This is a genomic window from Moorena bouillonii PNG (assembly GCF_001942495.1).
GTDB lineage: Bacteria > Cyanobacteriota > Cyanobacteriia > Cyanobacteriales > Coleofasciculaceae > Moorena > Moorena bouillonii.
This window is the reverse complement of sequence record NZ_MKZS01000001.1, coordinates 2,600,149-2,619,811: the sequence shown is the minus strand read 5'-3', so window position 1 is coordinate 2,619,811 and position 19,663 is coordinate 2,600,149. Positions and strand designations below refer to the sequence as shown.

Genomic DNA, 19,663 nt, shown 5'->3' with positions numbered 1-19,663 from the left:
GATTGCTCTCTATTAGTTATCAGCCTTGAGTTAACTATTTATGCGAGAAAGAAAAATTATTTTAAAAAGGGTAGCGCTACAGTAACTCAACCTTCTTCAGCTGCTTCAACCCCAAAAACACGGTTAAAGGATTTCTGCACCTTATATCCTGAATCAATCGACTCCAGGGGGTCTTTACGCAAACGGTGCCGTAAACATAAGGTAATTACCCGGCGGATATCATCCACTGTCACTTCAGTTCGTCCTTCAAATGCAGCCAGAGCCTTAGCCGCACGATTAGTGACAATATCACCCCTGAGTCCATCCACATCCAGTTCTGAGCAAACTTCTGAAATATTCACCCGAAAGTCGTAGTCCATTTCTACTTCAGCAAGTCGCTCTTGAGCCATTACTATCTGTTTCTGTAACGCTTCTTGCTCAGATTGGTGCTGTTCAATATATTGGTGAGGATTTTGGTCAAACTCTCCCCGTTCTTCCACAATTTTGACTCGTAGCACTGGTTCTTTGACCGTACGGATTTCCGCGTGCATCCCAAAGCGGTCTAGTAACTGGGGTCGTAATTCTCCTTCTTCCGGGTTACCAGAACCTACTAACACAAAGCGAGCAGGGTGGCGAATAGATATACCTTCCCGTTCTACAGTATTCCAACCACTAGCAGCAGAGTCTAGGAGTACATCCACTAGGTGGTCATCAAGCAGATTAACCTCATCGACATAGAGGATGCCTCGATTAGCTTTAGCCAGAAGTCCTGGTTCAAACGCTTTAACCCCTTCAGATAATGCTTTTTCTATATCGATGGTTCCACAAACCCGGTCTTCGGTTGCCCCTAAGGGTAAATCTATCATGGGAACTTTTTTCTTGACCGAAGTCCTGGATGCAGCTGTTCCGTTACCATTGCCCATCCAGTCAGGATCCTTAGGGTCACTGTTGAAGGGGTCTTCAGCAACTACATCGATTTCTGGTAATAAATCAGCTAAGGCACGAATAGTAGTAGATTTGCCTGTGCCGCGATCGCCCATGATCATTACTCCCCCAATTTTGGGATCGATCACATTTAGGAGCAATGCCAGTTTCATTTCTTCCTGACCGACAATGGCAGTGAAAGGAAACACTAGGCGGCGAGTAGTCTTGGGCGCTTGGGCAGTAGGACTCACTGGGATTACTTAATTGTTATGGTTGATTTTTCTCGACGATTACCATTTTGCCATAGTGCGCGCCTTGAGAGTTGATCAGTCTTTTCCCTTTTGCTTTTAATATCATCTGTCCTATCTCCCCATCTCCCCATCTCCCCATCTCCCCATCTCCCCATCTCCCTATCTCCCCATCTCCCCCATCTCCCTATCTCCCTATCTCCCCATCTCCCCACACTCTCACCTCATCTACTCTTGGTTGGAACCAGGAATAATAATATACCCAGTTGTTAGATCTCCTAACACCAAATTAAATTCAGTTCCCCAATACCACCAGTGGGCTCCTACATAGGCGCAGATGATGCTATCTAACTGGTCTTCAGCCGCTTTGAGCGCTTTACCTGTAGTGGGGATTTGGGGCAGAAATGAAGCGCAAAGACTGGAAGTAAGGGGTGAGGATGAGAGGGAGTTTAGAGCAGGGGTGAGGGTGGGTAGGGTATCGAGAATATATTGACGAAGTTTGGTTAGTTCAGCATGTCTTTCGCTTAGTTTGCCTTTTTTGTATTTGAGGATGCGATTGAGGTTGAATAGCTGGACGATAGCGGGATGGGGGAAGACTTCGATTTGGTAGCGCCCTAGTTTTTGGGGAGTGATGGTTGGGGCATGGATAAATTGCCTTTGTTCTAGGCTCAGACCAAATTCTACAGTGCGCTGGGCGAAGGGGCGTTGAAGGTTGGCGGGATAGCACCCAGCATGATAGCGACCAAAGTATTTGTGGGTCAGTCTATCCGGTAGGCGCATTCCTGTAGGGTTGGGAATCAGGGTAGGAGCGTCTACTGCTACCATGGCGGGTTCTGGAGATGGTGACCAATGGTCTATCCAGTTCAGGATATCTGTGATTGACTGTTTCCGGTCTAAATCTAGTAAGTTTAGGGTTCCGTCAAACCAATCTAAGCAACAAAGACCAGTTGCTCCAGAAGTCCAGCCAAGGTCTATGCCTAAAAACCTCATAACTTACTGTATTTCACAAAAATTAATTAAATTCAGTAACTAATGTTACTTTTTGTGTTTTTATTTGGTAAATATAGCTACTTTTTCCAAAAATTTTTGTATGATTCAAAATGTAAAGGATTTTAGTGCATAAAAAAATACCAAGTTGCAGACTGTCCCTGCAACTTGGCATGAATAGGAACAATGCACTGCATCCTCAAAGACAACAGTGAACTATCCCTTTATTCGTACACATCTATTCTGAGGTTTTAGTCATGAGCATGCAAGATCTTAGTAGCACAACCCACTCCCATGTTGTAAGTAAACACTGGCAGCATCCGGTCAGGATGACTTTCCTGATCGTTTTGTGCTCCTTTGTGATGGGCTTAGTGCCGTTTATGTCTATTTCCAATTTTGCCCAGACACAAAGCGAGACTCCAATCACCCTTGGTGAGGCAGGTGTTTGGGAAACTCTTGGGGAGCGCAATTAAGATAAGAAGGAAAGGTTTAAACTTTTAACTTTAAACTTTTAAAAATCAACTAAACACTTTGAGCTTTTGTAAAATCGGTGTTCCTAATGGCTCTTGGTTGGGATTTTGCGATCGCATACTCTCAGTTTCACTGATGGGCACCAAGTTGACAGCACAGGCTTTTAATTCTGGTTCCAGGGAAATGGGACAAGATTCGGGATGGGTCAGAGCATTAGCTTCTGCCTGATTTGCCCACAAAGCTCCCCAGTGCATGGGAGCAAACACTGTACCAGGAGTAATAGCTTTAGTGACTTTAGCTTGGAAGCGGCAAGTTCCGCGACGCGATCGCACTTCTACCCAACCCCCATCTTGAATCCCCAGCTTCTGGGCATCACGGGGATGAATTTCTAGTAACGGATTGGGGTACATTTTGGTGATTTTCTCAATCCGTCCGGTGCGGGTTTGGGTGTGCCAGTGACCATAGAGTCTGCCACTGGTCAGCACCAAAGGGTAATCCTCCGACGGGGGTTCTGCCAGTCCTTTAGAATGGAAAGCGGCAAATTTTGCCTTGCTATCTGGCGTATTGAATCGGAAGTCAGTATAAAGCCGTTTGCCAGTATTGCTGATTGACTCAGAAGACTCTTGATTTTGGAGCTCCTCAGGGCAGGGCCATTGAATCGGACCGTCTTTCCGTAAGCGTTCGTGACTAAGTCCGGTCATGTCACAAAGTCGTCCACGGGTCAGTTGCACAAATTCCCGATAGACAGCGGCAGAGTCAGTAAAGTCAAATTCTTTAGTAAAGCCTAGGCGACGCCCTACTTCCGCAAAGATTTCCCAATCCGGTCTGGCTTCCCCTGGTGGATTACGGAATTGGGGGCAAAGGGTAACAACTCGCTCAGAGTTAGTCATAGCGCCAGTCTTTTCACTCCACTGGGCTGCTGGCAGCAAGACATGAGCATAGGCAGCGGTTTCAGTGGGGTAGTAGGCATCTTGATAGACAGTAAAGGAGGATTTTCTTAGGGCTGCCTTAGTTCGTTCAATATCCGGCATACTCACAGCTGGGTTAGTAGCAGCAATCCACAAGAAACCTACCTCTCCAGTTTCTAGACCTTTGATCATGCTCCAAGCATCAAGACCAGGATTAGGAGAAATTGTCCCTGGATTGAGTTTCCATAACTGTTCCACCTCACTACGATGTTGGGGATTCTTTACTACCCGATAACCCGGTAAGATGTGAGCAAGTCCCCCAGCTTCTCGTCCTCCCATCGCATTAGGTTGACCAGTTAGAGAAAATGGTCCTGCTCCTGGTTTACCAATGTTCCCTGTCATCAGGTGCAGATTGATGATGGTGCGAACTTTAGCAGTACCTTCTGATGATTGGTTGACTCCCATGGACCACAAAGACAGGACACGCTTCGATTTTGCCCAGTAGCGAGCGGCTTCCTCAAGTTCATGCACCGCTATACCACATCTTTCCGCAACTATTTCCGGTGGGTAGTTGATAATTATCTGAGCGTATGCAGAGAAGTCGCTGGTACACTCCTCAATAAATTCCGTGTCTAGTTTACCCCAGCGCAATAGTAAGTGAGCAATGCCATTGAGTAAATCAATGTCAGTACCCGGTTTAATCGCTAGATGTAAATCAGCCAGCTTAGCGGTAGACGTGCGGCGAGGATCTACCACTATCATTTTAACATGACGATGCTTTTTGTGATGCTTACGCAGACGGTTAAATACTATGGGGTGACAGTCTGCTGTATTAGTCCCAATCAAAAAGGCACAGTCTGTTAATTCTAAATCGTCATAGCAGCACGGAGGTCCATCGGAACCAAAACTTTGGATGTATCCAGCTACAGCTGAAGACATACACAGGCGCGAATTAGCATCAAAGTTATTGGTACCGAGGCAACCTTTGAGCAATTTCTGGGCAATATAGTAGTCTTCGGTTTGGAACTGACCGGAACCGTACATACAAATTGCCTCTGGTCCTTGGGTGAAGCGGACTGTCTGAATCTGGTTCACTACTCGCTCTAGGGCTTCATCCCAACTCACTGGCTGAAATGGTTGATCTAGGGAATCCCGCATCATGGGATACTTGAGGCGGTCTTTATCCAGAGACTCAGTTACACTGGCACCTTTGATACAAACCATACCCTGGTTTGAGGGATGAGAGCGATCGCCTCTGACTTTCCAAATCGGATTCCCTTGACTATCTCGATAGGTAGCACGACCAGAACCAGCTGGAGGCAATACTTCCAGACCACAGCCAACCCCACAGTAGGGACAGAGTGTCTTAGCTGAGTCAGTCATGATGTTTTCCCCCAATTTTTTTTTTTTTACTATTTTTATAGTTTGTAACTATATTAAATAGTTTTTTTTATTAATTTATGATTAATATTTCTTATATCAACTATCAGTTATTTATAATAAATGTTAATTTAAAATTAATCATAAATTAGTTAGCTACTTCGCTACATTATTTCCCGTTTTAAGGATTTTTCAAGAGCAATTATATCTTTCGATAGGATTTTGGGAAAATTTTTGTTAATTCAAAATCAGGTTAAGTCTTGAAGAGCTGATAGCTGAAGGTTGACTGCTAAAGGTTGACTATTTTTTTTGATTCTTCAGTACCTACTATGCTAAATTTATAGTTAAAAAAAACCAAAAAGCTTACTGTGTAAGGGTTATGAGGCTATTTAACAATAAATTTTTCCAATATAGCTGCCTCTTCCTGCTGCTCCCTGCTCCCTGCTCCCTGCTCCCTTTGGCAAAGTGCTAATTTAGCATAACAAGTACGGAAGAGCCATTTTTTTCCTTGTTTAAGAAGCGATTATTTCGTGAGTTTTGGGGCAATCTTAATTAAGATTGCCCCACTTCTATCTACATATTTTTGAGCCATCTAGTAAGCGAGTGCTTTCAACTAGACCTACAAAGGAACTAGTTCATTAAGTCTCCAGTTTCCATAGCGGCAGCAGGGCTAGCAGCAGTAGCGTATTCTTCTTCCCCTTCATGGAGTTCAGCAAAGGAACCCTTAGGTTCTTTCAAGACTAGGAAGCACAGGAAGGCAACAACCAAAGCTGAAACACCCAACACCTGGAAGAATATGCGGTTACCCACATCCCCTGCTGGTAATAAACTGAAGATAGTCAGGTAAGCAACAGCACCCACGTTTCCGTAAGCACCCACGTTACCAGCCACCTGACCGGTGATCCGTCGCTTGACCAGAGGTACGATGGCAAAGGTAGAGCCTTCTCCAGCTTGGACAAAGAAGGAACAAGCCATGGTCAGCAGTACCGCACCAGGAAGCCACCAGCCTCCGTTCATCGTACTGAAGATCAGATAGCCAATACCCATACAGAATGTTAGAACTGCCATGGTCATCTTGCGGCTACCCAGTTTATCAGAGATTAAACCACCACCAGGACGGGACATCAAGTTCATGAAGGCGTAACTAGCAGCAATCATCCCCGCTGCTTGTTTACTCAGTCCGAAGGTGCCTTCAAAGAAGGCAGGGAGCATAGAAACTACAGCTAATTCAGAACCGAAGTTAACAACGTAGGTCAACTCTAGAATGGCAACTTGAGAAAAATTAAAGCGGTCTTCAGGAGGATAGCGCTTACGACCTGCTAACAAATCTTTGTTAACCACCCAGCAGTTGTAAGCTTGGAACAGATACAACCCAAGTAGACCAGCCCAGACGATATATAGAACATTTTGCTCGAAAAAGCCTACTTTATTCAAGCGCCAAGCCAGAACACCAAGAATGATAGATAGAGGAGCATTCATCACCATCAGAAACCAGAAGTCTTTCTTAGTGGTGACTTCCATTCCTCTGGCGCTTTTGGGCTTCTGATAAACTTTGCCTGGGGGAGTATCTTGGACGTTAAAATAATAGAGGACACCATAGAGAGCAGCGATAATCCCAGTACCAGCAATGGAAAAGCGCCAGTTCAGACCAGGACTGCCAAAGGCTAAAAATGCTGCAATGGTAGGTAGGGTAAAGGCTGCTGCTGCAGAACCAAAGTTACCCCAGCCCCCGTAAATCCCTTCGGCTAAACCAATCTCTTTGGGAGGGAACCATTCTGCGGTCATCCGGATGCCAATCACAAAACCTGCACCTACAATACTCAGTGCCAAGCGGCTAATCACCAGTTGACTAAAGTTCTGTGCCGAGGCAAAAGCAATACAAGGTATTGCTGCATACATCAGCAACAGGGAGTAGGTGATTCTTGGTCCGTATTTATCTAACAGCATCCCGATGATGATACGGGCAGGAACTGTCAGGGCAACGTTACAAATTGCGATGGTTCGGATTTGACCTACTTCGAGACCGAAGTCTGATTTCACCTGTGTTGCTAGGGGCGCTAAGTTGAACCAGACTACAAACGATAGGAAGAAAGCAAACCAGGTCATGTGGAGGATTTTATACCTACCACGAAACGACCACATTTCTGCGAGCATCTATATACCTTTCCTCTACTCAAACTACGAAAACAGAAGATTAACGCACCAACAGCATTAGTGATAAAAGCTGAACGTTTGGGTGGATTTAGTCTCCTCCAAAAACTACTCCAAAGAATCCCTTTCAAAACAATCCAGCTGATCGGTTGCCATCAACTTGCTGACTGATTAAAGTTACCTATTAGTTTGAATACTATAGCTTATTGGTTTAGGGTAATTCTTTCGGAATTGATTGCTAAAGTACTCGCCCATAGATACTACTTTTCTGAGGTTAACTTAATACTATTGTTCAGGTACTAATAGTGACACCCCTGAAACATAAGTTTCGTATGATTTGTTACAAATTATTTCTGGTGATGAATTAAATGCATAATTTATATTCAATGGTTACATCAGAGCCAGAAAATTGGGGTGTTGCTTAATTTTCGAATGAATTGAGGTTTATTCCTAAGTTAAGCCAAGCCGATTAACTGAGAACGATCAGCTCGGATATCGAAACCATTGAGGTAATTAACTGGCTGACTAGGGTCAAATGCTCTTTGATCCACAAACACATCAGCAGGTTCAATCCTCATACGCTCACTAGGTAGATCGATTTTCAACGCCTTGGCAACCTCTTCATAAATTTTCACTGGATAAACCCGGTCGATAATTTTATCCGCATCCTTGGGATATTGACGTCGGTTAATATGACGCCAGCGAATCATTTGGGTTAGCAGCCAAACACCATGGGAGCGCCAAGGATAATTAGCATGATTGGGCTTTTTCAGATAGTCTGTATCTTGGAAGTGAAATAAATTAAAATCAGGGATTGCTTCAAATCGGTCTTTCTGGTCAAAGCCACCATAATTATAGTTGCCCAGTAAAGAAGCTTCCAGATAGCTTACTTTAGTGTCGATGTATTTGCTCCTAGATATAATCTGAGCAATTGACTGGCGATTTTCTAGTTGGTCACAATACTGACAAGCTTCCAAAACAGCCGCTACTAAGGCTCGGGCGGTTGTGGGATGTTTTTCTGCCCAAGGTCCCATGGTTGCTAGTATTTTTCCTGGATGACCTTTCCAAATATCCCGACTTACATAAACCGTAAATCCAGCCTGGTCTACAACTGCTCTTTGGTTCCAGGGCTCATCTAAACAGTAGCCATCTACTATCCCAGCTTGGAGTTTGTATACCATTTGAGATGGTGGAAACTCGATTAGCTTAATCTGTTTCTCCGGATTAATCTCCATAGCTGATAGCCAGTAGAGAAGGGTATAGTTTGCCATGGAGTTGGTCAAGTCTATCCCTACTTTTAGGGGCTCGGTTAATCGTCTAATGTATTTCCTGTAGGAGTTGGCAAAATCTGGGAAATTATAGTACTCCGTTGAAGGACGAATAGCACCTTGCCAAGCTTTTTTGGAAAAGGTGATTCCAGCGCCATTGCGATTGAGCATCATTAGAGATATCACTGGTGCCTTGGCTGAACCAAAATTGGTGAGCATTGGCAATCCAAACAAGGCAACGCAGGCATCTATACCCCATGATAGTAAGTCTTTGTGAACCGCTGACCAGTCAGGATATTTCTTAAGAGCCACATTCAAACCATAACGCTGAAAGAAGCCCTTTTCTTTGGCAATGATTAAAGGAGCAGAGTCAGTTACAGGAACAAAGCCAATGGTCAGGTTAGTTTTTTCTAACTTACCAAAGTTAGCCGGAGGTCGTTGAGTGGGCTCAGAGGAGCGATCGCGTTTTGGGAAATCGAATAGATTATTTGAGCTACAGGCACTAAAGCCACATCCTACCGTGGCACAGCCGATGTATTTGAGAAACTTGCGGCGCTCCATATTGTCGTTTCCGATTAATGGACAATGGAAAATGGAAAACTAAGTTTTCACCATTACCTAACCATTAACCATTAATCTTTGACAACAGTTATGAGGAATTAGCGATGAGGTCCAACTAAGCACTAACCTAGTGGGATTTTGCTCCAAAATTCTCGATCAGTATATTGCCCAAGACCTCTGGTAAGTCATCACAAGCCACACTTTTGAGCACACACTCGCCCAGTTTAGCATCTTTGCCAACTTTGCCACCCATGTAAATATTGACTGCTTCAACAGACTTACCGTCTTTACGCACCTTGGTTCCCATCAAACCAATATCAGCTACTTGGGGTTGACCACAAGAGTTGGGACAACCTGTCCAATGAATCCGCACCGGGTTTGGTATATCTAACTTTTCTTCGAGTTCCCGAACTATTCCCAAGGCACGATTTTTGGTTTCTATCAGAGCAAACTTGCAGAACTGGGCTCCTGTGCAAGATACTAGAAGCCGTTCTAGGGGTTTGGGCTCAATGGTAAATTTCTGCAAGAGGGGTTCAGCTAAGAAAGCGTCGAGATTAGCATCCGCAATATTCGGAATAATCACATTCTGCTCAACCGTAAGGCGGATTTCGCCACTGCCATAAGCCTCAGCCATCCGTGCCAGATCAAACATCTGCTGAGCATAAAGCCTACCAACGGGAACGTGTAAACCCACATAATTCAGACCTGGTTGCTTTTGGGCAAAGACACCGATATGGTCTCGCTTTTCCCAATCTATTTCATCGTCAGGAGCAGCGGTAGGGAGTTCTCTACCAAACTGATTGCTGACTTCCTCCCGGAACTTGTCAATCCCCAACTCATCAATCAACCACATCATCCGGGATTTTTGCCGATTCGCCCGGGAGCCTTTATCCCGATATACTTCTAGGATAGCACGACACAAGTCAACTACATCATCATTAGGCAGTACCCAAGCATTGAGGGGAACAGCAGCTTCACAACGACTGGCTGAGAAAAAGCCACCTACGACTACATTAAAGCCTAGTTCTCCATCTTTGTAGGCAGGCACGAAGGCAATATCATTAATTTCAGCATGGACTGAGTTATCCCGACCCCCTTCAATGGCAATATTAAATTTACGGGGCAAGTTAGTAAACTCATAATTCCCTTGGCTGTTATTAGTGATCATGTCCTGTACTTTTTGGACAAGATCCCGAGTGTCAATTAATTCATCGCCATCTATCCCCGCCATGGGAGAACCAGTAATATTGCGGACATTGTCCATACCCGATTGGACACTAGTTAAGCCAACTTGCTCGAACCTGCGGAAAATATCAGGCATGTCTTCAATGCGGATACCTCGCAACTGAGTGTTTTGGCGGGTTGTGATATCAGCACTACCATCTTCACCATAGCGCTGGACTATCTCAGCTAGTACCTGCATCTGAGTGCTGTTGAGAATCCCGTTGGGTGTCCGCATCCTTAGCATGAACTTGCCTGGAGTGACAGGTCTATAAAAGACACCCATCCACTTAAGCCGATGCTGTAGGTCATCTGGATCTATTGCTTCCCAGCCAATTCTGGCAAACTCTTCTATTTGTTCCTTAATGGCAAGACCATCTTTCTTTGCCTTGAATTTCTCAAATTTGTTCAATTTTGCGGCTGGCTTAGCTGCGCTGGTCATCAAATCTTCGCGGCTGGATACCCCATCCTTCTCTTTTGGTGGGGAGGAAAGCCGCGCCTCCAATTAGTGGTTTACAATTAATCCCGTTGAACGTTTTAGAAGTCGGACTTTTCGGGCAGTAAATTGTCCAATTCTTTTCCAGTTAACATCGCTAACAGAAACTTGCCTTACTGTCTCACCGCTCACCCAACCTCGTGCTTGTTTCCCAGCCTTAACCGCCTCAACATAGTCTCCTTTGCGAAAACCATGGCTAGTGGTTGTCCCACCGTATTTACGTCGTTTCCCACCCTTAGAAAACTGCAATAGATGCAACTGGCGACGACTTATGGGGGCACGTCTAATGACTGAAAACACAGCATTAGTTACATCACAGTTTTTTGGAACACTCAGTTTTCCGTTGCGGTGATAATAATTTTTGCGTCGAAAAAAATGAGTAGCAGCTAGGGCTATTCCATCTACTGCATGGGTATTAACTGTTTGCTGACTTTTGTCAGTTTTGTCTTTTATTAGTCCTAATGCCTCTCTTTTTAAAGCGGTCTCCCAGCCTTGTTTTTGAATTACTGGGGCTATTTGCTCCAACTGAGAGATTGCCCAATACTGGCCTACCATCACAGGAGAAAACCCTTTGCGCCCTGTTGCCTTGACCACTTCATAGACGATGACATTTACTGGATACAAAAAACAAAGCTCTTTTGTTACCCGATTTTCTAGTTGACGGTTTGCCCTAATTGAAGGGGGAACCCTTTTTACTCTACGGTTTGAGAATCGTTTTTGCCGATGAGACCTTTGTGAGTAAGCAACCTTGCGATCTATTCGACGACTTCTACGAGTTTTTCGCATCATTCGTCGAGTATCCATGCGTTCTCGAACTTTCTTGTAAGGCAAGATCAGATGTCCTGTCCAAAGAGTGATTTTACTTGACTGAACAGCCATACCAGAAAACATCTTTCCGGGGTCAATACCAATGGCAATATCCTGGGTTTGATTTCCAGATGGTTGATTAACTAGCTGAACAGCAAAAACATTTAGATCGTTTGGATAAACAACGGCAAGACCGCATAGCAGCCAGCGGCGAGCGCGAGAAGCTTTTGTCGGCATTAATGGTTTGCCATCAGGTGAAATTACTGGAACTCGTAACATGGTGATAAACCTCACGAGAAAAGTATTTAGGTTACCCTGTCCCCTTGACCACCGAATCCAAGATGTCCTGCCCAAAGCAGCAACTGACAACACAGTTTTAAAGAGATCCAGACTGGGGAAGCATCTGGAAGTTCTTACCAGGATTCGGCTCAATGGTAAGCGTCAATCACGGTAGTTGGTTGTCTACCAAGCCCCATCCTCTTAGGGTGGGGTTATTGACAGCTGTTCCCTCGTTGCCTTTTGCTCAATTGCCAGAAGTTTTGTCCAGAGCCTCTGATGTCACTACTCTTGATGTCGATAAATTAATTTAAAGTAATGCTAATATTTTGTATATTTTGTTACTAAATAATAATTTTAATTAAAAATTAACATAATTTAAATGTAAAAACTGCATTATGCAGTTACTCCAAGTCCCCTGACTTCCTGCCGAATAAAAATCTCCCTGGGCCAGGGTTCGGTGCGTGATCTCTCCATCAATCGTCTTGATGATGGAAATTCAACCGAACTTGATATTACTCCCAGTGACTAGACAGGGGTAGTCTAACCGTAAACAAAGTCCCTACACCAACCTGGCTATCTACCAAAATTTGACCACGGTGCTGCTCTACACTCTTGTTAACAATCGATAATCCTAGACCTGTACCAGGAATATCCCCAACATTGCTAGCTCGCTGGAAAGGTTCAAACAGGTGAGAAAGCTCTTGTTCGGGAATACCAATTCCCGAGTCTGTTATTTTAAAAATTGCCCAGTTACCTTCCACGGTTAACTGAAACTCTACCGTTCCCCCTTCAGGAGAATACTTAATCCCATTGGATAGCAAGTTATTGAAAATATATCGAAGGAGTTGGGTATCCATATAGGCATCAGGAATATTACCTTGAGGAGTAAAAATAATCCTATGGCTCCCCCCGGTAGCCAACTGCATCTGCTCTATCAAATCAGAGCAGAATTCTACTAGGTTAATTGGAGTTGGGTTAAAAGTTAGCTTGTTTCCTTCTGCTTTTTCAATAAATATAATTTCATCCAAGAGTTGTCTCATATCTTGGATAGATCCTTTAATTTGTTCAAAATACTTGCGATGTTTATCTTTGACCAAATGTTTGCTATAGCGTTCTAACAATTCAGTAGCTAGGATAACTTTACTCAAAGGTGTACGACATTCGTGGGAAACAATAGAGACAAAGCTAGATTTTTGCTCTCTAAGCTCCTGTTCTATTACTAGTGCTTGACGGATTTTTGCTTCTGCTTGAAAGCGAGAAAGGGCAATTTCAATGGTAACTCGCAGTTCTTCTTCCTCAAATGGTTTCAGAAGGTAACCAAAGGGTTGGGTTATCTTAGCTCTTTCTAGGGTGAGCTCATCGCTATAGGCAGTCAAATAGACCACTGGGATATTCCATTTTGTCCTAATCAGCCTTGCAGCAGTCACTCCATCTATTTCCCCTTTCAGACGAATATCCATCAGGATTAAATCCGGTTGGATTTCCTCAGCTTTTCTAACTGCTTCTTCTCCAGATACAGCCACAGCAGGAACCATGTACCCTAAAAGTTTGAGGCTATTCTTGATATCCATAGCCACAAGTGTTTCATCTTCAACAACTAGGATTTTTTTCTTGGTCATGCTCGACTTGCCCTAGAGATCCAGTGAATGGGGAAAGTTTATTTTTAATCTAGTGCCTTGGCTACAGTCAAGGATGATGTTACCCCCCAGTTGTGCAGTCAAGTTACGAACAATACTCAAACCAAGGGATTTAGTGGATTGAAAGTCTAAATTGTCCGGTAAACCAATACCATTATCACTTACCGTAAGGATTAGCTGACCCTGTTGATCTGAACTTAGACTGATTTCAATCTTACCCTCTTTATGTTCATGAAAGGCATATTTGAGTGAATTAGACACCAATTCATTGATGATTAGCCCACAGGTAATAGCTACATCAATGGTTAAGGGAGCTGTGGTAACTTCAATATTGAGGGCGATTGTCTGTCGGTTAATCCCGTAGGAACGGAACAAGTTATTGGTTAAGGTTTGAATGTATTTTCCGAAATTAATCTGGGCTAAATTTGGGGATTGATACAGCTGCTGGTGAATCAGAGCCATAGATTGAACCCGATGCTGGGAATCTTTGAACAAACTTAATGCTTGTGGATCTTCAAGTTGCCTCGACTGTAGGCGGAGTAGGCTAGAAATAATTTGCAGGTTATTTTTGACCCGGTGATGAATTTCTTTGAGCAAAACCTCTTTTTCGGTTAGAGAGGCTCTAACTTGATTTTCCGCTTGCTTGCGTTCGGTGATATCTACAATTTGATACAGAAATTTTCGGGGCTTACCTTGAGCATCCCTGACTAAAACTGCTTTCTTGGTCAAAACATGGATAACTCTACCATCTTTCGACAGTAAGCGATTTTCCATCTGAAAGTGGGATGTTCTTCCTGGCCACAACTCTTGATTCGGGGTAAGGTTAATTGTGAAATCATCGGGGTAGATAATATCTGTAGCCTTTTTCTGCCTCAGTTCCTCGGCTGTGTAACCAACCGTGTCACAAAAGGCTTGATTAACCTTTAGCACGGAGTTATCAGTGCTGGTAATTGCCATACCCATGGGAGAGAGTTCAAAAATCAGGCGAAATTGTTCCTCACTTTTGCGAAGTTGTTCATTGACTTCCCGTAGGTCAGAAGTCCGTTGTTCGACTCTCAGTTCTAGTTCCTGGTTGAGCTGTTGTAGAGCTAATTCTGCCTGTTTATGCTGGGTGATATCAATCCCTACACACACGGCTGCAGCACCTTGCTGGTACTTCTGAGCGGCAATTAGATAATATCTCGAAGAATTTTTCACTTTGAGCTCAACCACCTGGGAAGATCCTGAGTCCCGACAGGCGAGAAACTGAGTCATAAAGCCGACAAACTGAGGGCTGCTCTCCAGAAAACCCAACTCTTGACCGACAAAAGTCTCTGGAGGTAATTGCAGGCTCTGAGCCAGATGTCGGTTAACCCCAAGATATCGACCATCAGCACTAATCCAAGACACCGCTCCCGGTACAGCATCCAAAACTGCCTCTAGTTGCTCTTTTGCTTGTCGCAGCTGATGATTAGCTTCGGACAATTCCGTTGTCTGTTTTTGAAATTGGTATTCCAATTGCTGATCACCCTGTTTCCATTTCTCGTGAGCCTGCTTACAGTTGGTAATTTCCGGTTGTAATTGCTGATTAACCTGATTTAACTGAGCAGTTTGTTGTTCCACTACTTGCCCAAGTCCCTTGATAATCCTACACATCTGTGTAGAGTCAAGGGTTGTGAGCAAGTTAGGCTGGTTAATAATGCCTAGCAACTCCCCTATATCGCCAGTTTCCAACACTTGTGCTAGCTGCTGCTGTTCCATCTGTTATAATGGGAATATTATTTAATTAGTACTCATCGAACAATTACTCTGGAACGGTGTTAGATTATCACAACACCTGCTAGGAAACACTAACTTGACCCCATCCGATAGACTTCCTCGACCAATGTTGCCAAACGCTGCATGGCGATTTCAATTTCTTCTTCAGTAGCGGTAAGGCTGATGCGAATGCACTGTTGCTGGTGAGACCAGTCTTCTCGTAAGCCGGGGAAAAATGTACTGCCAGGCACTACAATCACACCCACCTGCTTCAACTTTTGATACAGTTCCCAGTCGGTAATTGGCAAATCCTGTAACCACAACCAAGCAAAGATAGCTCCTTCACCCCGATGCAAGAACCAAGGCAAGTCTTTGGGCATGGATTTGTCTAATGTCAGTTCAAGGGTCACAAACTTTTGCTGGTAGTGGGGGCGAATCACATTAGTGGCAATCTCAGGGAGTGCTCCAGATGCGATCGCTTTTGCTGCAATAGCTTGTCCATAGCGGGACGAATGAATACAAAGATTGGTCTGGAAGGATTCCAAAATGCTAATTAGCTCGGGATGTCCAATGGCTACACCAACCCGTTCCCCAGGTAGTCCAGCTTTTGATAAACTCAGACAGTGGATGATATTGTCTCGAAAGACTGGTGTCATTTCGGTAAAGTTCAGTGCTGGAAACGGTGGAGCATAAGCTGCGTCAATCAACACTGGCACATTGAATGGTGTGGCTATTTCGGCAATTTTGATTACTTCTTCATCGGTGAGGACATTGCCAGTGGGATTACAGGGACGGGAAACAATTACACAGCCAGTCTCTTCGCTAATCTTCAATTGGCTGAAATCAGGGCGATACTTAAAACGGTGTTGCTCGTGATTAATTTCTAGAGTAGGTTTGTATGCATATACTGCTTCTGGAGTCAAGCTTACTCCTCCATAGCCAGTGTATTCTGGAGAAAGGGGCAAGACAACTTGTTTGAGCTGGCCGCTGCTGGTGTAACCACCAAAAGCGTTAGCGGCGTAGAAGTAAATGGATTGAGAACCGGGAGTAATCAGGATATGGCGATCGCTTAGGGAAAGACCGTAGCGTTGATTGAAATCCTTTGCGATCGCATCGATCAGAGGTTGATATCCTTGAGATGACCCGTAGCGGCAAATCACCTCACCATACTCTGAGCTAGCCAATAGTTGTGCCGTGCAATCGCGCCAGAGTTGCTCGACTTCTGGCAAAATCACTGGGTTCCCTGCACTGAGATTAATCCAATCTTGTCCCTGACCAGCTCGTAGCGTTTCGATAATATCTTTCATAATCGCTCGGACACCAGTAAGTTCGGACATCTGAGTCCCAATTTGAGTCAGGGTAGGATCCATGGATAGTGATAACCTTTTGGCTTTGAGGGTACTTGATCAAGAGTTCTCCAATCGAAAATCATACCAAAAATGCCGATTCTCGAACCAAATAAATATGCTCTTGCCCTTCACACCACTAGTCCTCAATTGGGGCTAGTGATCAGTAACTTTGCCAGGGATACCCGCTGCCAAACTTGGGACTTAGGGCGAGAGTTGTCTGGTCAATTGCATCAGCACTTGACTGAATTTCTGAATTCCCAAACTTGGGAAAACTTAGAATTCATTGCGGTAGCTATCGGACCGGGTAGCTTTACGAGTACCCGTATCGGTATAGTTACTGCTCGTACCCTAGCACAACAGTTACATATTCCCCTGTTTGGCATTTCTACACTGGCAGCGATCGCGTGGTTAGGGCAAGAGGGGAAAGAGGGGGAAGAGGGAGCTATGTATCAAGACAACTCGGGCTCAGCACTCAGCACTCAGCACTCAGCAATTAGCACTCAATACTCAGCACATGCGCTACGCGCACGCTACGCGAACAGCACTCAGATTGCCATTCAAATGCCTGCCCAACGAGGCCAGCTGTATACCGCCATCTATCAGCCATCAATAGCTGGTCTGGGGCTGAGGAAGATATTACCAGATGCTGTAATGACTTCAGATCAATGGAAACAAGTTTTAGATACCTTGGAAACACCAATACGATTGCTAAAGGCTCCAGCAAATTTGGGGAGTTATGCTAAGGGTGTCTTGGAACTTGCTTATCTCGATTGGCAACAGGGAAAGCGCCCCAACTGGTCAGAAGTACTGCCGTTTTATGGACAGCATCCAGTTTAAGAATTAAGAATGAAGAATTAAGAATGAAGAATTAAGAATGAAGAATTAAGAATGAAGAAAATTATAGGTTTTTTCTAATTGAATTGATGGGGTATTTTTGAATTTTGAATTATTGATAATTTATAATTGGATTGATGGGGTATTTTTGAATTTTGAATTGATAATTTATAATTGGAGCGAAGCGATTGACCAAGCAAGAAGAACGTGTGTACTGGCTGGCATGGTCCGAAGTTCCCGGTATCGGATCAGTATTGCTCCAACGGCTACAGCAACAGTTTGGGACTCTAGCAAAGGCTTGGAAAGCTTCAGCTTCAGAGTTAGGAGCAGTTGAGGGGTTCGGGGTGCGGCTGATCGAAAGAGTAGTGAAAATGCGTGGGCAAACTAATCCGGAACAGCTACTCAAGCAACACTTGGTCAAAAATCCTTGTTTCTGGACACCAGCGGATGGGGAGTATCCCCGCTTGTTACTAGAAATTCCTAGTCCTCCCGCAACGCTATACTATAGCGGACTAGTCGATCTACGAGAAAATTACGGTAGCAAGCCGATAGTCGGTATTGTGGGTACTCGCAATCCCACCGAATACGGTAAACGTTGGACTCGTAAAATCAGTGCTACCCTTGCTAAGCATGGTTTTACAGTGGTGTCCGGTATGGCAGTGGGAATTGATACACAAGCCCATCGCGGGTGTCTGGAAGCGGGTGGTAGGACAATAGCAGTTTTGGGAACTGGCCTTGATGTGGTATATCCCTTGAGCAATAGTTATCTTTATAAACAAATTCAGGAGCGGGGATTGATACTTAGTGAGTATCCAGCCAGTACGAAACCCGCACGCTCCAACTTTCCCCAACGGAATCGGATTATTGCGGGTTTAAGCCGTGCAGTTTTGGTGATGGAAGCGCCTAACAAGTCCGGAGCGCTAATTACTGCTAGGTTAGCCAATGAGTTCTGTCGGGATGTCTATGCACTACCAGGTTCCTTAGATAATCCCAATTCTATCGGTTGTTTGGGACTGTTAAATCGGGGTGCCCATGTAATTTTAAGTGAAGGTCACTTGTTGGAAATGCTCGGAGCTATTCCAGAACTTGACCCCCACTCGGCTCTAGAAAAACCTTTACCCGCTTTACCTGTACCGACCTTAGAGCCAGAATTGGCAAAAGTGTTGCATGCGATCGCATTTGAACCAACCCCATTCGATATTATTGTCCAGCAAGCAGCTTTAGAAGCAGGCTCAGTATCCAGTGCCTTGTTACAGTTGGAACTAATGGGATTAGTGTCTCAGTCACCAGGGATGCGATATCGAAGATTAATCACTGAAATATGAAGCATGAATACAAATAACAGTAATTTACGTTCGTTGGCACAAAAGCGCAAATTGGCGATTGGAACGGGAGTGTCCATGGAACCGTTGCGGGACGATTCTAGTTATCGGGAGGTGTTGATGCGCGAATATAATATTGTCACACCAACTTATATCATGAAGTTTGAGGCGCTACAGCCCCAACGCCATCACTATAATTTTGAAGCTGCTGATAACTTTGTGGCCATTGCGAAAGCCAATCAGATGCAGGTGCGCGGTCATAATCTGGTTTGGCATCATAGTGTGCCTTGGTGGCTAACCCACGGACAATGGACAAAAGAAGAGTTAATCCATATCCTGCGACAACATATTCATACTGTTGTTGGTCACTATCGGGGACAATTAGCAGCTTGGGATGTGGTCAATGAAGCGGTAGCAGACCAAGACTCAGCAGGACAAAAGAAACGAGATACAATTTGGTTGCGCGGCATTGGACCAGAATACGTTGAGTTGGCATTTCGCTGGGCTCATGAAGCTGACCCCACAGTTCCCTTGTTTTATAACGACTACGCTGGAGAAGGACTTGGGGCAAAGTCAGATGCAATTTATGCCATGGTCAAAGAATTGCGGCAACGGGATGTCCCAATTCACGGCATTGGCTTTCAGATGCACGTTAGTATCCAAAATCCTCCTAAGCCAGAAGACATAGCAGCAAACATGAAACGTCTGGGTGAGTTGGGATTGCAGGTTCAGGTCACGGAGATGGACGTAAAAATCCATGATGGTAGTGGCACACAAGAAGAACGGGTGGCTGCTCAGACACAGGTATATCGAGATATCCTGCAAGTTTGTCTAGAGGCTCCCAATTGCACAGCGTTCTTAACTTGGGAATTTGCCGATCATCATTCCTGGATTCCGGATTTCTTTGGTAAACCAGATTCCCCTCTACCTTTCGATCAATCCTATCGTCCTAAAGCTGCTTATCACGCGATGGTGGAGGTTTTGAAAATTGATGCTTAAAAAGTAATATCAAGTCTGGTTGAATACCCATAATTAAGAAGAGTGTGGGGAGATGGGGAGATGGGGAGATGGGGAGATGGGGAGATGGGGAGATGGGGAGATGGG

The 19,663-nt window shown here is 44.5% G+C and carries 16 protein-coding genes; 5 read left to right on the top strand and 11 right to left on the bottom strand.

Features of this window, described 5'->3' with window-relative positions; translation table 11 throughout:
- Positions 1 to 86: 86 nt before the first annotated feature.
- Genes bchI through BJP37_RS10720 form a run of 3 tightly spaced genes read right to left on the bottom strand, consistent with a single transcriptional unit; the run spans position 87 to position 2,141 of the window.
- On the bottom strand, positions 87 to 1,154 hold the full coding sequence (bchI, locus tag BJP37_RS10730; RefSeq protein WP_075898726.1) for a magnesium chelatase ATPase subunit I: 1,068 nt from the start codon (positions 1,152 to 1,154) through the stop codon (positions 87 to 89).
- A gap of 5 nt (positions 1,155 to 1,159) precedes the next feature.
- Positions 1,160 to 1,366, bottom strand: a complete 207-nt coding sequence (locus BJP37_RS10725; protein ID WP_075898725.1) for a hypothetical protein — start codon at positions 1,364 to 1,366, stop codon at positions 1,160 to 1,162.
- Between the two features lie 13 nt (positions 1,367 to 1,379).
- Positions 1,380 to 2,141, bottom strand: a complete 762-nt coding sequence (locus BJP37_RS10720; protein ID WP_075898723.1) for a DUF429 domain-containing protein — start codon at positions 2,139 to 2,141, stop codon at positions 1,380 to 1,382.
- 254 nt (positions 2,142 to 2,395) lie between these two features.
- Here BJP37_RS10720 and BJP37_RS10715 point away from each other — a divergent pair, with 254 nt between their 5' ends.
- On the top strand, positions 2,396 to 2,611 hold the full coding sequence (locus BJP37_RS10715) for a hypothetical protein (protein ID WP_075898721.1): 216 nt from the start codon (positions 2,396 to 2,398) through the stop codon (positions 2,609 to 2,611).
- 45 nt (positions 2,612 to 2,656) lie between these two features.
- Here the strand turns inward: BJP37_RS10715 and BJP37_RS10710 are convergent, their stop codons facing one another.
- The 5 genes from BJP37_RS10710 to BJP37_RS10690 all read right to left on the bottom strand — a co-directional run bounded on the left by BJP37_RS10710 (position 2,657) and on the right by BJP37_RS10690 (position 11,680).
- A complete protein-coding gene (locus BJP37_RS10710; protein ID WP_075898719.1) occupies positions 2,657 to 4,900 on the bottom strand; it encodes a molybdopterin oxidoreductase family protein in 2,244 nt (747 codons plus the stop codon).
- Positions 4,901 to 5,527: 627 nt separating this feature from the next.
- The gene (locus BJP37_RS10705) at positions 5,528 to 7,051 is read right to left on the bottom strand and encodes an MFS transporter (RefSeq protein WP_075898717.1); all 1,524 of its coding nucleotides are present in this window, start codon (positions 7,049 to 7,051) and stop codon (positions 5,528 to 5,530) included.
- Positions 7,052 to 7,503: 452 nt separating this feature from the next.
- Complete coding sequence (locus BJP37_RS10700; RefSeq protein ID WP_075898715.1) at positions 7,504 to 8,877, bottom strand: ABC transporter substrate-binding protein; 1,374 nt, start codon at positions 8,875 to 8,877, stop codon at positions 7,504 to 7,506.
- Between the two features lie 127 nt (positions 8,878 to 9,004).
- Entirely contained in the window at positions 9,005 to 10,540 is a 1,536-nt protein-coding gene (locus tag BJP37_RS10695) for a ferredoxin--nitrite reductase (protein ID WP_075898713.1), read from the bottom strand.
- Between the two features lie 63 nt (positions 10,541 to 10,603).
- A complete protein-coding gene (locus tag BJP37_RS10690; RefSeq protein ID WP_075898711.1) occupies positions 10,604 to 11,680 on the bottom strand; it encodes an RRXRR domain-containing protein in 1,077 nt (358 codons plus the stop codon).
- Between the two features lie 152 nt (positions 11,681 to 11,832).
- Between BJP37_RS10690 and BJP37_RS38915 the strand changes: the two genes are divergently transcribed.
- Complete coding sequence (locus BJP37_RS38915) at positions 11,833 to 11,991, top strand: hypothetical protein (RefSeq protein WP_158069520.1); 159 nt, start codon at positions 11,833 to 11,835, stop codon at positions 11,989 to 11,991.
- A 201-nt stretch (positions 11,992 to 12,192) separates the two neighbouring features.
- On the opposite strand, the gene BJP37_RS10685 is transcribed toward BJP37_RS38915, so the two are convergent.
- The 3 genes from BJP37_RS10685 to BJP37_RS10675 all read right to left on the bottom strand — a co-directional run bounded on the left by BJP37_RS10685 (position 12,193) and on the right by BJP37_RS10675 (position 16,424).
- Positions 12,193 to 13,299, bottom strand: coding sequence for a hybrid sensor histidine kinase/response regulator (locus tag BJP37_RS10685; protein ID WP_075898709.1), 1,107 nt, complete (start codon positions 13,297 to 13,299; stop codon positions 12,193 to 12,195).
- Positions 13,300 to 13,311: 12 nt separating this feature from the next.
- Positions 13,312 to 15,057: a histidine kinase dimerization/phosphoacceptor domain -containing protein gene (locus BJP37_RS10680; RefSeq protein ID WP_075898707.1), complete on the bottom strand. Its 1,746-nt coding sequence runs from the start codon at positions 15,055 to 15,057 to the stop codon at positions 13,312 to 13,314.
- Positions 15,058 to 15,146: 89 nt separating this feature from the next.
- The gene (locus BJP37_RS10675) at positions 15,147 to 16,424 is read right to left on the bottom strand and encodes a valine--pyruvate transaminase (RefSeq protein ID WP_075898705.1); all 1,278 of its coding nucleotides are present in this window, start codon (positions 16,422 to 16,424) and stop codon (positions 15,147 to 15,149) included.
- A gap of 69 nt (positions 16,425 to 16,493) precedes the next feature.
- Here BJP37_RS10675 and tsaB point away from each other — a divergent pair, with 69 nt between their 5' ends.
- The 3 genes from tsaB (at position 16,494) to BJP37_RS10660 (ending at position 19,558) form a co-directional block, all read left to right on the top strand.
- Entirely contained in the window at positions 16,494 to 17,240 is a 747-nt protein-coding gene (gene tsaB / locus BJP37_RS10670; RefSeq protein ID WP_075898703.1) for a tRNA (adenosine(37)-N6)-threonylcarbamoyltransferase complex dimerization subunit type 1 TsaB, read from the top strand.
- 185 nt (positions 17,241 to 17,425) lie between these two features.
- A complete protein-coding gene (gene dprA, locus BJP37_RS10665; RefSeq protein ID WP_075898701.1) occupies positions 17,426 to 18,562 on the top strand; it encodes a DNA-processing protein DprA in 1,137 nt (378 codons plus the stop codon).
- A 3-nt stretch (positions 18,563 to 18,565) separates the two neighbouring features.
- A complete protein-coding gene (locus BJP37_RS10660) occupies positions 18,566 to 19,558 on the top strand; it encodes an endo-1,4-beta-xylanase (protein ID WP_075898699.1) in 993 nt (330 codons plus the stop codon).
- Positions 19,559 to 19,663 lie beyond the last annotated feature (105 nt).